Raw genomic sequence first — 12,449 nt, 5'->3', positions numbered from 1 at the left:
TGCGTTTATCAGACCCGGAATTTTGCCCAGACGGGCGCATGGTCGGACGGTTTTTCCATGCTGCGGATTTCATAGTCAATACCGGTTTCAACGCAGTGTTCGGCCAGCGGATTGCTCGCCAGCAGCAGGTCGATGCGCAGCCCCCGGTTGTCGTCGAAACCTTTTGAGCGGTAATCAAACCATGAAAATTTATCGACCGTTTCCGGGTGCGCGTGACGGAAGGTATCCACCAGCCCCCAGTTAATCAGGCGATCCATCCACTCGCGCTCTTCCGGCAGGAAGGAGCACTTACCGGTACGCAGCCAGCGTTTGCGGTTCTCTTCGCCAATGCCGATATCCAGATCGGTTGGGCTGATATTCATATCCCCCATGATCAGCACCGGATTGTCGCGTTTCAGTTCGTTGTCCAGGTAGTTTTGCAGGTTCTGATAAAACTGCGCTTTTGCCGGAAATTTCAGCGGGTGGTCACGGCTTTCGCCCTGCGGGAAATAACCGTTAATGACGGTGATACTGCCCAGCGGCGACGGGATTTCCGCCATGATGATACGGCGCTGCGCCTCTTCGCCGTCGTCGGGAAAACCACGGCGCACAGAAACAGGCGTCTCTTTGGTCAGTAGCGCGACGCCGTAATGGCCTTTCTGTCCGTGATAGAAGACGTTATAGCCGAGCTTTGCTACCTCTTCGAGAGGAAACATATCGTCGTGAACTTTTGTCTCCTGCAAGCCGATCACGTCAGGCTGGTGCTTGTCGACAATGGCTGACAGTTGATGAGGTCGGGCGCGCAGGCCGTTGATATTAAAAGAGACAAATTTCATAGTCGCTGCCACTTTGCAAGGTGAATAGTGCAAGGATGGTAGCAGAAATTAGACGGGCTGACTGCCACTTGTCGCGCGAATCAAACGATAACTGCCAATGGTCTTAACGATGGAGCAAAAACTGCACTGTTTCAGGGCGGAGTGCGTCATAACGATGCAATAATTTCCGATAAATTTCGTCTACGATCACAATTCCAGAATTATATTTGGCGACTGAATAATATTTCGATTTTTCCTCTTATTTGTTCTTTTCTTCGCAAATATATTCACTTTTTATGCAGCAATAGTGAATGCCGGCGGGTTGTAACCCGTTGATTTTTCGTTTCTAAAACCGGTTTATGCATTTTTTCCTCTGGCTGGCACGAACAGTGCAATCTACATTTACAGCGCAAACACTCATTTTATTAACATATAAATAACCTTTTATTTACCGGAAGAGGTCGCTATGTCTCTGTCAATTACGCGTGAAAATTTTGATGAATGGATGATGCCGGTCTATGCCCCGGCACCTTTTATTCCGGTTCGTGGAGAAGGCTCACGCCTGTGGGATCAGCAGGGGAAAGAGTATATCGACTTCGCCGGGGGAATTGCGGTGAATGCGCTCGGCCATGCGCACCCGGCTTTACGCGAGGCGCTGAATGAGCAGGCGAGCAAATTCTGGCATACCGGAAATGGCTACACCAATGAGCCGGTGCTGCGACTGGCGAAGATGCTGATTGACGCCACCTTTGCTGAACGCGTCTTCTTCTGTAACTCCGGCGCGGAGGCCAACGAAGCGGCGCTGAAACTGGCGCGTAAGTATGCGCACGATCGTTTTGGCACGCATAAAAGCGGGATTGTGGCATTCAAAAATGCCTTTCATGGCCGCACGCTGTTTACCGTCAGCGCAGGCGGGCAGCCTGCGTATTCACAGGATTTCGCTCCGCTGCCGCCGGATATCCGCCATGCCGTGTATAACGATCTCAACGCGGCCAGCGAACTGATTGATGACACGACATGCGCGGTGATCGTGGAGCCCATGCAGGGCGAAGGGGGCGTGCTCCCGGCCACGAAAGCATTCTTACAGGGGCTGCGCGAATTGTGCGACCGACACAATGCCTTGCTGATTTTTGATGAAGTACAGACGGGGGTTGGGCGTACCGGCGAGCTGTATGCCTACATGCATTATGGCGTCACCCCCGATCTGCTCACCACTGCGAAAGCGCTGGGCGGCGGTTTCCCCATCGGGGCGCTGTTGGCCACTGAAAAATGCGCCAGCGTGATGACGGTAGGCACTCACGGAACCACCTACGGTGGCAACCCGCTGGCTTCTGCGGTGGCGGGAAAGCTGCTGGAAATCGTCAATACGCCGGAAATGCTGAACGGCGTTAAGCAACGCCATGACGGGTTTGTCGAACGCCTGAACGCCATAAATGAACGCTTCGGATTGTTCAGTGAAATTCGTGGACTGGGGCTGCTTATTGGCTGTGTTCTGGAGGCTGAGTTTGCCGGAAAAGCTAAACTTATTTCACAGGAAGCCGCAAAAGCCGGAGTGATGGTGCTGATTGCGGGCGCTAACGTGGTGCGTTTCGCACCTGCGTTAAACGTCAGCAAAGAGGAAGTGGCAACCGGGCTGGATCGCTTTGCGCTGGCCTGTGAACGCATCAAAGCAGGAGGTTCGTCATGATGGTGATCCGCCCCGTCGAACGACGTGATGTCAGTGCGTTGATGCAGCTTGCCAGTAAAACCGGCGGCGGCCTGACCTCTCTGCCAGCAGATGAAGCGACGCTGACGTCGCGTATTGAGCGCGCGCTAAAAACGTGGCGTGGCGAACTGCCGAAAAGCGAACAGGGTTACGTGTTCGTGCTGGAGGACAGCGATACGGGAAGCGTTGCGGGAATTTGTGCGATTGAGGTGGCCGTGGGGTTGAACGATCCCTGGTACAACTATCGCGTTGGCACGCTGGTGCATGCTTCTAAAGAGCTGAATGTCTATAACGCGCTGCCGACGCTGTTCCTCAGTAACGATCACACCGGGAGCAGCGAACTGTGCACGCTGTTCCTCGACCCAGACTGGCGTAAAGAGGGCAACGGCTATTTACTCTCTAAATCACGCTTTATGTTTATGGCGGCGTTTCGCGACAAATTTAATGAAAAGGTTGTGGCGGAAATGCGTGGCGTGATCGACGAACACGGCTACTCGCCGTTCTGGGAAAGCCTGGGAGAACGCTTTTTTTCCATGGAATTCAGCCGGGCAGACTATTTATGCGGCACCGGGCAGAAGGCGTTTATTGCTGAACTGATGCCGAAGCACCCTATCTACACCCATTTCTTATCGGAAGAAGCCCAGGCGGTGATTGGCGAAGTACATCCGCAAACGGCGCCGGCCAGAACGGTACTGGAGAAAGAAGGTTTCCGCTACCGCAACTATATCGACATTTTCGACGGCGGCCCGACGCTGGAGTGCGACATTGATCGGGTTCGGGCAATCCGTAAAAGCCGCCTGCTGGACGTGGTGGAAGGCCAGCCCGCGCCGGGCGAGTTTCCGGCGTGTCTGGTCGCCAATGAAAATTATCATCACTTTCGCGCCATGCTGATTCGCACCGACCCGGATACGCAACGTCTGGTGCTGACTGCGGCGCAACTTGATGCGCTCAAATGCCACGCGGGAGATCGCGTTCGTCTGGTACGTCTTTGCGCTGAGGAGAAAACCGCATGACTTTATGGATAAATGGCGACTGGGTAACTGGTCAGGGGGAGCGCCGGGTCAAAACGAATCCGGTGAATGGCGAAGTGCTCTGGCAGGGCAGCGACGCGGATGCGACACAGGTCGCTGAGGCAGGGCGTGCGGCGCGTGCGGCGTTTCCGGCCTGGGCCAGGCTGCCTTTCGCCGCGCGACAGGCCATCGTGGAAAAATTTGCCGCCTTGCTGGAGGTTCATAAAGCGGAGTTGACGGCAATCATTGCGCGAGAAACCGGGAAGCCTCGCTGGGAAGCGGCGACGGAAGTGACGGCGATGATCAATAAAATCGCTATCTCGGTGAAGGCATACCATGCCCGGACGGGAGAACAACAAAGCGAATTGCCGGACGGGGCGGCGACATTGCGCCATCGTCCGCATGGCGTGCTGGCGGTGTTTGGCCCATACAATTTTCCCGGCCATTTACCCAACGGCCATATCGTTCCGGCGCTGCTGGCCGGAAATACCCTGATTTTTAAACCGAGCGAGCTAACGCCGTGGACTGGCGAAGCGGTGATGAAACTGTGGCAACAGGCGGGGTTGCCGCCTGGCGTACTCAACCTGGTGCAAGGAGGGCGCGAAACGGGACAGGCGCTCAGCGCGCTGGACGCGCTTGACGGCCTGCTCTTTACCGGCAGCGCGAATACGGGGTATCAGTTGCACCGTCAGTTATCCGGGCAACCGGAAAAAATCCTGGCGCTGGAAATGGGAGGGAATAACCCGCTCATCATTGAGAATCCAGAGGACATTGATGCGGCGGTACACCTCACGATTCAGTCGGCGTTTGTCACCGCCGGACAGCGCTGCACCTGCGCCCGCCGTTTGCTGGTGAAACGCGGGGAACAGGGCGATGCGTTTCTGGCGCGCCTGCTGGAGGTGAGTCAGCGTTTAACGCCGGGTGAGTGGGATGATGAACCGCAGCCGTTTATCGGCGGGCTGATTTCCGAACCGGCTGCGCGTCATGTGTATGAGGCCTGGCAGCGTCTTGAGGCGATGGGCGGACGAACGCTGCTGGCCCCACGTATGCTGAAAGCGGGAACGTCCTTGTTAACGCCGGGCATTATCGAAATGACCGGCGTGAAGCAGGTCCCGGATGACGAGGTGTTTGGCCCGTTATTGAGCGTCTGGCGCTATGAGCGCTTTGATGAAGCCATTCGTATGGCGAATAACACCCGCTTCGGTTTGTCGTGCGGGCTGGTGTCTCCCGATCGTAAGCAGTTCGACCAGCTACTGCTGGAGGCGCGTGCGGGTATTGTTAACTGGAACAAACCGCTGACCGGAGCGGCCAGCACGGCGCCGTTTGGCGGCGTTGGCGCGTCGGGGAACCATCGCCCCAGCGCCTGGTATGCGGCAGATTATTGCGCCTGGCCGATGGCGAGCCTGGAATCGCCGACGCTTGTACTGCCCGATTCGCTCAGTCCGGGGCTGGACTTCTCTCGCGAGGAACCGGTATGAAAGCGCATGAAGTGAATTTTGACGGCCTGGTGGGGTTAACCCACCACTATGCCGGGCTGTCCTTTGGTAACGAGGCGTCGATACAGCACCGCTTTCAGGTGTCGAATCCCCGCCTGGCGGCGAAGCAGGGCTTACTCAAGATGAAAGCGCTGGCGGATGCGGGGTTCCCTCAGGCGGTCATCCCTCCGCACGAGCGGCCGTTTATTCCCGTGCTTCGTCAGCTAGGTTTTAGCGGGCAGGACGAGCAGGTGCTGGAGAAGGTGGCGCGCCAGGCACCTCACTGGCTCTCCAGCGTCAGCTCCGCTTCGCCGATGTGGGTGGCGAATGCGGCGACGGTATGTCCTTCAGCGGACGCGCTTGACGGCAAAGTGCATCTGACGGTGGCGAACCTGAACAACAAATTTCACCGCGCGCTGGAGGCGCCGACCACGGCGTCTTTGTTGCGGGCCATCTTCCGCGACGCGCAGTTTTTCGCAGTGCACGACGCGCTGCCGCAGGTGGCGCTGCTGGGGGATGAAGGCGCTGCCAACCATAACCGGCTCGGCGGTGATTATGGCGCGCCGGGCATTCAGCTGTTTGTCTATGGGCGTGAAGAGGGCGTTGACACGCGTCCGGTGCGCTATCCGGCGCGGCAAACCCGCGAGGCCAGTGAAGCGGTGGCGCGTCTTAACCAGGTGAATCCGCATCAGGTTATCTTTGCCCGGCAGAACCCAGACGTTATCGATCTCGGCGTATTCCACAACGATGTGATTGCGGTGTCGAACCGCCAGGTGCTGTTCTGCCATGAACAGGCGTTCGCAAAGCAGGGCGAGCTGATGCGCCAGCTCCGGTCGCGCGTGGCGGGATTTATGCCGCTTGAGGTGCCTGCCCGGGAGGTTTCCGTGCAGGATGCCGTCGCCACGTACCTGTTTAATAGTCAGCTTTTAAGCCGCGATGACGGCTCGATGGTGCTGGTTCTGCCGCAGGAGTGCCGGGAACATGCCGGTGTGTGGCGGTATCTGAACGCGTTGCTGGCGGCTGATAACCCCATCAGCGATCTGCGCGTGTTCGACCTGCGCGAAAGTATGGCGAACGGCGGCGGCCCGGCCTGTTTACGCTTGCGCGTGGTATTGACCGAGGATGAGCTGCGGGCGGTGAATCCGGCGGTGATGATGAACGATACCCTGTTCAGCACGCTCAATGACTGGGTGGATCGCTATTATCGCGACCGCCTCACCGCCGCCGATCTGGCCGATCCGCAATTGCTGCGTGAAGGGCGGGAGGCGCTTGATACGCTGACGCAACTGCTTAACCTGGGATCGGTGTATCCCTTCCAGCAGGAGGGGGCAGGGAATGGATAACTTTCTGGCGCAGACGCTGGCAGGAATATCCCCCGATATTACGCAAGGGGAAACGGAGAGCTTTCACTGGCGCTGGCAGATGCCTGGTGTGCTTGAACTTACGCCTGCCGTTGAGGTTGACCGCGCTCTGGTGCTCTCTGCGGGCATCCACGGCAATGAAACGGCGCCTGTGGAAATGCTGGACGCACTCCTTTCGGCGCTGTTTGAAGGGAAAATCCCCCTGCGCTGGCGATTGCTGGTGATTCTGGGGAATCCTCCGGCGCTGGCCGAGGGGGTACGCTATTGCCATAGCGATATGAACCGTATGTTCGGCGGGCGCTGGCAGATGTTCGAGGAGAGCGGGGAAACGCTGCGCGCCCGCGAGCTGGAACAGCTGCTGGAGGATTTTTATTCCCGCCGCAAAACGCGGATACGCTGGCATCTCGATCTGCATACTGCGATTCGCGGCTCCCGCCACGTTCGGTTTGGCGTCTTGCCGCAACGGTCGATCCCCTGGGATGAACACTTTTTGTCATGGCTGGGGGCGGCAGGGCTGGAGGCGCTGGTTTTTCATCAAACGCCGGGCGGCACCTTTACGCATTTTAGCTGTGAGCATTTTGGCGCGTTGTCCTGCACGCTGGAGCTGGGCAAAGCGCTGCCGTTTGGGCACAACGATCTGACGCAATTTACCCCTACCGCGCAGGCGCTGGCGACGTTGCTGGCGGGAGAAAAGCCGATGGAAGGGGGAATAAGGCCGGTTCGCTATCGCGTGGTGGCGCAAATTACACGCCGCAGCGATGCGTTTGTTCTCTATATGGATAACCAGACGCTGAATTTCACGCCGTTCAAAGAAGGAACGCTACTGGCGCAGGATGGCGATGAGCAGGTGAGCGTTACCCATGATGTTGAATATGTTCTCTTTCCTAACCCTAATGTGGCCTGTGGTTTACGTGCTGGCCTGATGCTGGAAAAACTCGCGTAATTATTTTCCCCCTCAGGCGAACGTCTGAGGGTCTTATTTTTGTGTGCTATCGCGATTTATTACGGATTAATCCTGGTAAACTGCTTTATTAATAGTCACTGGTCAGGTATAGTTCTTCATATTCCCTGCAAAATCATCCAGTTGTAATAAAATATTGCAACTCTCCTCGATTTATTCTTTTTTTCTTCATAATTGACGAAAAATTGTTTTTTACACTTTCATTGTTTTACCGTTGCTCTGACTAATTGACGATTAAGGCGGTAAAGTTTATCTCGTCAACACGGCGCTACGCCGAAAGAATAACTGAAAGGAAGGACATAGATTATGCGTAAATTAACTGCACTGTTTGTTGCCTCTACCCTGGCGCTGGGCGCTGCGAACCTGGCTCACGCGGCTGATACCACTACCGCTGCTCCGGCAGATGCGAAGCCGATGATGCACCACAAAGGCAAATTCGGTCCGCATCATGACATGATGTTCAAAGATTTGAACCTGACCGACGCGCAGAAACAGCAAATCCGCGACATTATGAAAGGTCAGCGTGACCAGATGAAACGTCCACCGCTGGAAGAGCGCCGCGCAATGCACGATATCATCGCCAGCGACAGCTTCGATAAGGCGAAAGCTGAAGCGCAGATTGCGAAGATGGAAGAACAGCGCAAAGCCAATATGCTGGCGCACATGGAAACGCAGAATAAGATCTACAATATTCTGACGCCGGAACAGAAAAAACAGTTTAATGCCAATTTTGAGAAGCGTCTGACAGAACGTCCGGCGCCGGAAGGTAAAATGCCAACACCACCTGCTGAGTAATCCCTCAGCGTTACGCTAACGCATTCAAGACCGCCGGTCCTGTTCACAACATCTCTTCTCGATGTGGACAGGATCGGCGGTTTTTCTTTTCTTCTCGTTAAGGTAAATCTTCACTGCTGCCGATAACAACAATGTGCCATATTATGGCGCTGCGTCCTTCTCGGGAGTGATAATGGAATACTTTGATATCCGTAAAATGCCGGTAAACCTCTGGCGCAATGGTGCGGGCGAAACGCGCGAGATTTGTTGTTTTCCTCCGGCGACGCGGGATTTTCACTGGCGCGCCAGTATTGCGTCTATCGCCGGGAACGGGGAGTTTTCCCTTTTTCCTGGCGTGGAGCGCGTTATTACGTTACTGGAAGGCGGAGAGGTGATGCTGGAAGGCGTGAATACGTTTACCCATACCCTCAAGCGACATCAGCCGTTCACGTTTGCAGGCGATAGCGTTGTGAAAGCCACGCTGTCGGAAGGGCAAATGTCGATGGATCTCAATATCATGACCCGACGCGATCGCTGTAAGGCGAAGGTCAGGGTTGCCGATCGCACGTTTACGACCTTCGGTTCGCGCGGTGGCGTTGTGTTTGTTATTAGCGGCGCCTGGCAACTGGGAGACAAGCTCCTGACCGCCGATCAGGGCGCCTGCTGGCATGACGGGAAACACACGTTACGGTTGTTGAAGCCAGAAGGACAGCTGTTGTTTAGCGAGATTACGTGGTTGCCGGGTTATACGCCGGACACCGTCCAGTAAGTGCAACAGGACAGCGCCCGATGGCGCTTCGCTTATCGGGCCTACGGGAGTTATGCAGTGATGTAGGCCGGATAAGACGGTACGTCGCCATCCGGCGATTATGATATCTTCCAGAAATCGTCAAACACCGTAATGGGTGTGCGACGCTTGTGTTCCGTTCGGATATACCAACCTTCGATGATTTTCGCGACGCTGGCATCCAGCGTTTTCCCTTCCAGATAATCATCAATGTTGTCATAGGTGACGCCAAGCGCCGCTTCGTCCGGCAGAGAAGGGCGATCGTCTTCGAGATCCGCCGTTGGCGCTTTCTTATATAAATGTTCCGGGCAACCCAACGCGGCGAGCAGCTGTTTTCCCTGGCGCTTGTTCAGACGGAAAAGCGGGTTAATATCGGTACCGCCATCGCCATATTTAGTGAAGAAGCCCGTCACCGCTTCGGCGGCATGATCGGTGCCGACCACCACACCGTGGGTCATTCCGGCGATACTGTACTGTGCCTTCATGCGTTCGCGGGCTTTTTCGTTGCCGCGAACAAAATCGCTTAATTCAATGCCTGCTTCACGCAACGCCTGCTCGCTGGCCAGAACGGCGCCTTTAATATTGACGGTCAGGACTCTGTCCGGCTGAATAAACGCGATCGCATCCTGACAATCCTGCTCGTCGGCCTGCACGCCGAATGGCAGACGCACGGCAATAAATTGCAGGGCGTCGTTCCCTGTCTCTTCACGCAGTTCAGTAATTGCGGTCTGGCACAATTTGCCCGTCAGCGTCGAATCCTGCCCTCCGCTGATACCCAGTACCAGGGATTTCAGGAAGGGATATGTTTTCAGGTACGCTTTCAGGAAATCTACGCTGCGGCGAATTTCCTCTTCTGCATTAATGTGCGGTTTTGCGCCAAGCGCCCGGATTATCTCTTGCTGTAGCGTCATTTAACCCCTCCGAAGATTTTCAGAATAAATATACTGCGTTAAAGCTAACGCTTTGCTCTCTAAACGACAAGACTCCACGGCCTGAGTGGCGCAATTTACGGCATTAAAACGACATCGTTTTGTTTAATTGGAATTTTCTGAAAGATTTGTTGCATCGATTGTGGGCTTGAAAAAAGCCCTGATGTATTCCAGGCTTATATAACACGCTGATAAACAAGAGGACGGAAAATGAACAAGAATATAGCAGGAATTCTGAGTGCAGCGGCGGTAATGACTATGCTGGCAGGGTGTACGGCGTACGATCGTACAAAAGACCAATTTGTCCAGCCTGTAGTAAAAGATGTGAAAAAAGGGATGAGCCGGTCGCAGGTTGAGCAGATTGCCGGTAAGCCTTCATCTGAAGTGAGCATGATTCATGCGCGCGGTACTTGCCAGACCTACATCCTGGGTCAACGTGATGGTAAAGCTGAAACCTATTTTGTCGCGCTGGATGACACTGGTCATGTGATTAACTCCGGCTACCAGAGCTGTGCAGAGTATGACACCGATCCGCAGGCTCCGAAGCAGTAACAACTGTATATTGCCTGAGCATATGTATGAACCGGCCTGTGTGCCGGTTTTTTTGTTCCTGGGATAATCTTATTTATTGTCGCGAAATATTTGCCTGAAATGTGAGAGGGGTCATAACACCAGGTCAATGAGAGACAATTTTGTTAGTCAAAGAAATACCATCCGCCAGTTCTATCCCGTATACTCATTTCAGCCACCTAAAAAAGTAAATTCGGTTACGCAAGTTGTCCAGTGCATGGATGCAGGTTAAGGCTTGCGGAATGGCTGGCTAACAGATAATCGCATATGAGGATCGTTTTTATGGAAAAGAAACACATTTATCTGTTTTGTTCTGCGGGCATGTCGACTTCTTTACTGGTATCGAAGATGCGCGCTCAGGCTGAGAAATATGAAGTGCCGGTTATTATTGAAGCATTTCCTGAGACGCTGGCAGGAGAAAAAGGTCTTGCAGCGGATGTCGTGTTATTAGGCCCGCAAATTGCTTATATGTTACCCGAAATTCAACGTTTGTTACCCAACAAACCTGTGGAAGTGATTGACTCGCTGCTGTACGGCAAAGTCGATGGTTTAGGCGTGCTTAAGGCTGCTGTCGCAGCAATTAAAAAAGCCGCTGCAAATTAATTTTTTGTTTTAATTTTTCCCGTCAAAGAGTTATTTCATAAACATTCACCGCAATATTTTATTGCGGTATTTAAGGGTATTTTTCTATGAGTAACGTCATTGCTTTACTTGAAAAGGTACTCCTTCCTTTTGCTGTTAAAATAGGAAAGCAGCCGCACGTTAATGCAATCAAAAACGGCTTTATTCGCTTAATGCCGTTAACCCTTGCGGGGGCCATGTTTGTATTAATCAACAACGTTTTCCTGAGCTTTGGGGAGGGGTCGTTTTTTTATTCTTTAGGCATTCGGCTTGATGCTTCCACCATTGAAACATTGAATGGCTTAAAAGGCATTGGCGGAAACGTCTATAACGGTACGCTCGGTATTATGTCGTTAATGGCGCCGTTCTTTATCGGAATGGCGCTGGCGGAAGAGCGTAAAGTTGATGCGCTGGCGGCGGGGCTGTTATCCGTGGCGGCCTTTATGACCGTTACGCCATATAGCGTAGGCGAAGCTTATGCGGTTGGCGCGAACTGGCTGGGCGGTGCGAATATTATCTCCGGTATTATTATCGGTCTGGTCGTGGCGGAAATGTTTACCTTTATTGTGCGCCGCAACTGGGTCATTAGATTACCGGACAGCGTCCCGGCGTCGGTTTCCCGTTCATTCTCGGCGTTAATTCCTGGCTTTATTATTCTCTCCATTATGGGGATCATTGCGTGGGCGCTGGCGAACTACGGTTCTAACTTCCACCAGATCATTATGGATACCATTTCTACGCCGCTGGCATCGCTGGGCAGCGTGGTCGGCTGGGCCTATGTGCTGTTTGTTCCGCTGCTGTGGTTCTTTGGTATTCACGGCTCGTTGGCATTGACCGCGCTGGACAGCGGTATTATGACCCCGTGGGCGCTGGAAAACATCGCCATCTATCAGCAGTTTGGTTCCGTGGATGCGGCGCTGGAAGCCGGGAAGACGTTCCACGTCTGGGCGAAACCGATGCTCGATTCCTATATTTTCCTCGGAGGGAGTGGCGCGACGCTGGGTCTGATTATCGCTATCTTCCTGGCCTCGCGTCGTGCGGATTACCGCCAGGTAGCAAAACTGGCGCTGCCGTCCGGTATCTTCCAGATTAACGAACCGATTCTGTTCGGCCTGCCGATTATTATGAACCCGGTGATGTTTATCCCGTTCATTCTGGTTCAGCCGATTCTGGCCGCCATTACGCTGATTGCGTATTACCTGGGGATTATCCCGCCGATTACCAACATCGCGCCGTGGACGATGCCAACCGGTCTGGGAGCGTTCTTTAACACCAACGGCAGCGTTGCCGCTCTGCTGGTCGCACTGTTCAACCTGGGCGTCGCGACGCTGATTTATCTGCCTTTCGTGGTTGTCGCCAACAAAGCGCAGAATGCAATTGAGCAAGAAGAAAGCGAAGAAGAAATCGCTAACGCACTGAAATTTTAAATTTAATCCGGCATGGTCTCCCCATGCCGGGCTGA

Annotated in this window: 12 protein-coding genes; 10 read left to right on the top strand and 2 right to left on the bottom strand. The window is 54.2% G+C overall.

What is annotated here, in order from left to right:
* Positions 1-8: 8 nt before the first annotated feature.
* On the bottom strand, positions 9-815 hold the full coding sequence (gene xthA, locus FD428_RS12220) for an exodeoxyribonuclease III (RefSeq protein ID WP_012132643.1): 807 nt from the start codon (positions 813-815) through the stop codon (positions 9-11).
* A gap of 445 nt (positions 816-1,260) precedes the next feature.
* Between xthA and FD428_RS12215 the strand changes: the two genes are divergently transcribed.
* From FD428_RS12215 to ves, 7 genes are all read left to right on the top strand, one after another.
* Positions 1,261-2,481 (top strand): aspartate aminotransferase family protein, encoded by a 1,221-nt coding sequence (locus tag FD428_RS12215; RefSeq protein WP_012132640.1) that lies wholly within the window; start codon positions 1,261-1,263, stop codon positions 2,479-2,481.
* Positions 2,478-3,512, top strand: a complete 1,035-nt coding sequence (gene astA, locus FD428_RS12210) for an arginine N-succinyltransferase (RefSeq protein WP_012132639.1) — start codon at positions 2,478-2,480, stop codon at positions 3,510-3,512. The genes FD428_RS12215 and astA overlap by 4 nt, the downstream gene beginning before the upstream one ends.
* Positions 3,509-4,987, top strand: coding sequence for a succinylglutamate-semialdehyde dehydrogenase (gene astD / locus FD428_RS12205; RefSeq protein ID WP_071258196.1), 1,479 nt, complete (start codon positions 3,509-3,511; stop codon positions 4,985-4,987). Before astA ends, astD begins: the two co-directional genes overlap by 4 nt.
* Entirely contained in the window at positions 4,984-6,327 is a 1,344-nt protein-coding gene (gene astB / locus FD428_RS12200) for an N-succinylarginine dihydrolase (RefSeq protein WP_012132637.1), read from the top strand. The genes astD and astB overlap by 4 nt, the downstream gene beginning before the upstream one ends.
* Positions 6,320-7,288 carry a succinylglutamate desuccinylase gene (gene astE, locus FD428_RS12195; protein ID WP_114848548.1) on the top strand — a complete coding sequence of 323 codons (969 nt, stop codon included), beginning with the start codon at positions 6,320-6,322 and terminating at the stop codon, positions 7,286-7,288. The genes astB and astE overlap by 8 nt, the downstream gene beginning before the upstream one ends.
* A gap of 324 nt (positions 7,289-7,612) precedes the next feature.
* On the top strand, positions 7,613-8,101 hold the full coding sequence (gene spy / locus FD428_RS12190) for an ATP-independent periplasmic protein-refolding chaperone Spy (protein WP_047457387.1): 489 nt from the start codon (positions 7,613-7,615) through the stop codon (positions 8,099-8,101).
* Positions 8,102-8,273: 172 nt separating this feature from the next.
* Positions 8,274-8,849 (top strand): environmental stress-induced protein Ves, encoded by a 576-nt coding sequence (gene ves, locus FD428_RS12185; protein WP_047457383.1) that lies wholly within the window; start codon positions 8,274-8,276, stop codon positions 8,847-8,849.
* A 98-nt stretch (positions 8,850-8,947) separates the two neighbouring features.
* Here the strand turns inward: ves and nadE are convergent, their stop codons facing one another.
* Positions 8,948-9,778: an ammonia-dependent NAD(+) synthetase gene (gene nadE / locus FD428_RS12180; RefSeq protein WP_114848547.1), complete on the bottom strand. Its 831-nt coding sequence runs from the start codon at positions 9,776-9,778 to the stop codon at positions 8,948-8,950.
* A gap of 228 nt (positions 9,779-10,006) precedes the next feature.
* Between nadE and osmE the strand changes: the two genes are divergently transcribed.
* The 3 genes from osmE to chbC all read left to right on the top strand — a co-directional run bounded on the left by osmE (position 10,007) and on the right by chbC (position 12,414).
* On the top strand, positions 10,007-10,348 hold the full coding sequence (gene osmE / locus FD428_RS12175) for an osmotically-inducible lipoprotein OsmE (protein WP_012132630.1): 342 nt from the start codon (positions 10,007-10,009) through the stop codon (positions 10,346-10,348).
* A gap of 300 nt (positions 10,349-10,648) precedes the next feature.
* Complete coding sequence (gene chbB / locus FD428_RS12165) at positions 10,649-10,969, top strand: PTS N,N'-diacetylchitobiose transporter subunit IIB (protein ID WP_114848546.1); 321 nt, start codon at positions 10,649-10,651, stop codon at positions 10,967-10,969.
* Positions 10,970-11,055: 86 nt separating this feature from the next.
* Positions 11,056-12,414 (top strand): PTS N,N'-diacetylchitobiose transporter subunit IIC, encoded by a 1,359-nt coding sequence (chbC, locus tag FD428_RS12160; protein WP_114848545.1) that lies wholly within the window; start codon positions 11,056-11,058, stop codon positions 12,412-12,414.
* Positions 12,415-12,449 lie beyond the last annotated feature (35 nt).

Origin of the sequence: Citrobacter sp. TBCP-5362, from assembly GCF_005406305.1 — a bacterium.
Classification (GTDB): Bacteria; Pseudomonadota; Gammaproteobacteria; order Enterobacterales; family Enterobacteriaceae; genus Citrobacter_B; species Citrobacter_B koseri.
Note: the sequence above shows the minus strand (reverse complement) of the source record. Positions and strands in the feature narration are given on the sequence as shown.

Coding starts and splice junctions, on each gene's coding strand:
- xthA (WP_012132643.1), bottom strand. CDS start 815: ATGAAATTTGTCTCTTTTAATATCAACGGCCTGCGCGCCCGACCTCAT.
- FD428_RS12215 (WP_012132640.1), top strand. CDS start 1,261: ATGTCTCTGTCAATTACGCGTGAAAATTTTGATGAATGGATGATGCCG.
- astA (WP_012132639.1), top strand. CDS start 2,478: ATGATGGTGATCCGCCCCGTCGAACGACGTGATGTCAGTGCGTTGATG.
- astD (WP_071258196.1), top strand. CDS start 3,509: ATGACTTTATGGATAAATGGCGACTGGGTAACTGGTCAGGGGGAGCGC.
- astB (WP_012132637.1), top strand. CDS start 4,984: ATGAAAGCGCATGAAGTGAATTTTGACGGCCTGGTGGGGTTAACCCAC.
- astE (WP_114848548.1), top strand. CDS start 6,320: ATGGATAACTTTCTGGCGCAGACGCTGGCAGGAATATCCCCCGATATT.
- spy (WP_047457387.1), top strand. CDS start 7,613: ATGCGTAAATTAACTGCACTGTTTGTTGCCTCTACCCTGGCGCTGGGC.
- ves (WP_047457383.1), top strand. CDS start 8,274: ATGGAATACTTTGATATCCGTAAAATGCCGGTAAACCTCTGGCGCAAT.
- nadE (WP_114848547.1), bottom strand. CDS start 9,778: ATGACGCTACAGCAAGAGATAATCCGGGCGCTTGGCGCAAAACCGCAC.
- osmE (WP_012132630.1), top strand. CDS start 10,007: ATGAACAAGAATATAGCAGGAATTCTGAGTGCAGCGGCGGTAATGACT.
- chbB (WP_114848546.1), top strand. CDS start 10,649: ATGGAAAAGAAACACATTTATCTGTTTTGTTCTGCGGGCATGTCGACT.
- chbC (WP_114848545.1), top strand. CDS start 11,056: ATGAGTAACGTCATTGCTTTACTTGAAAAGGTACTCCTTCCTTTTGCT.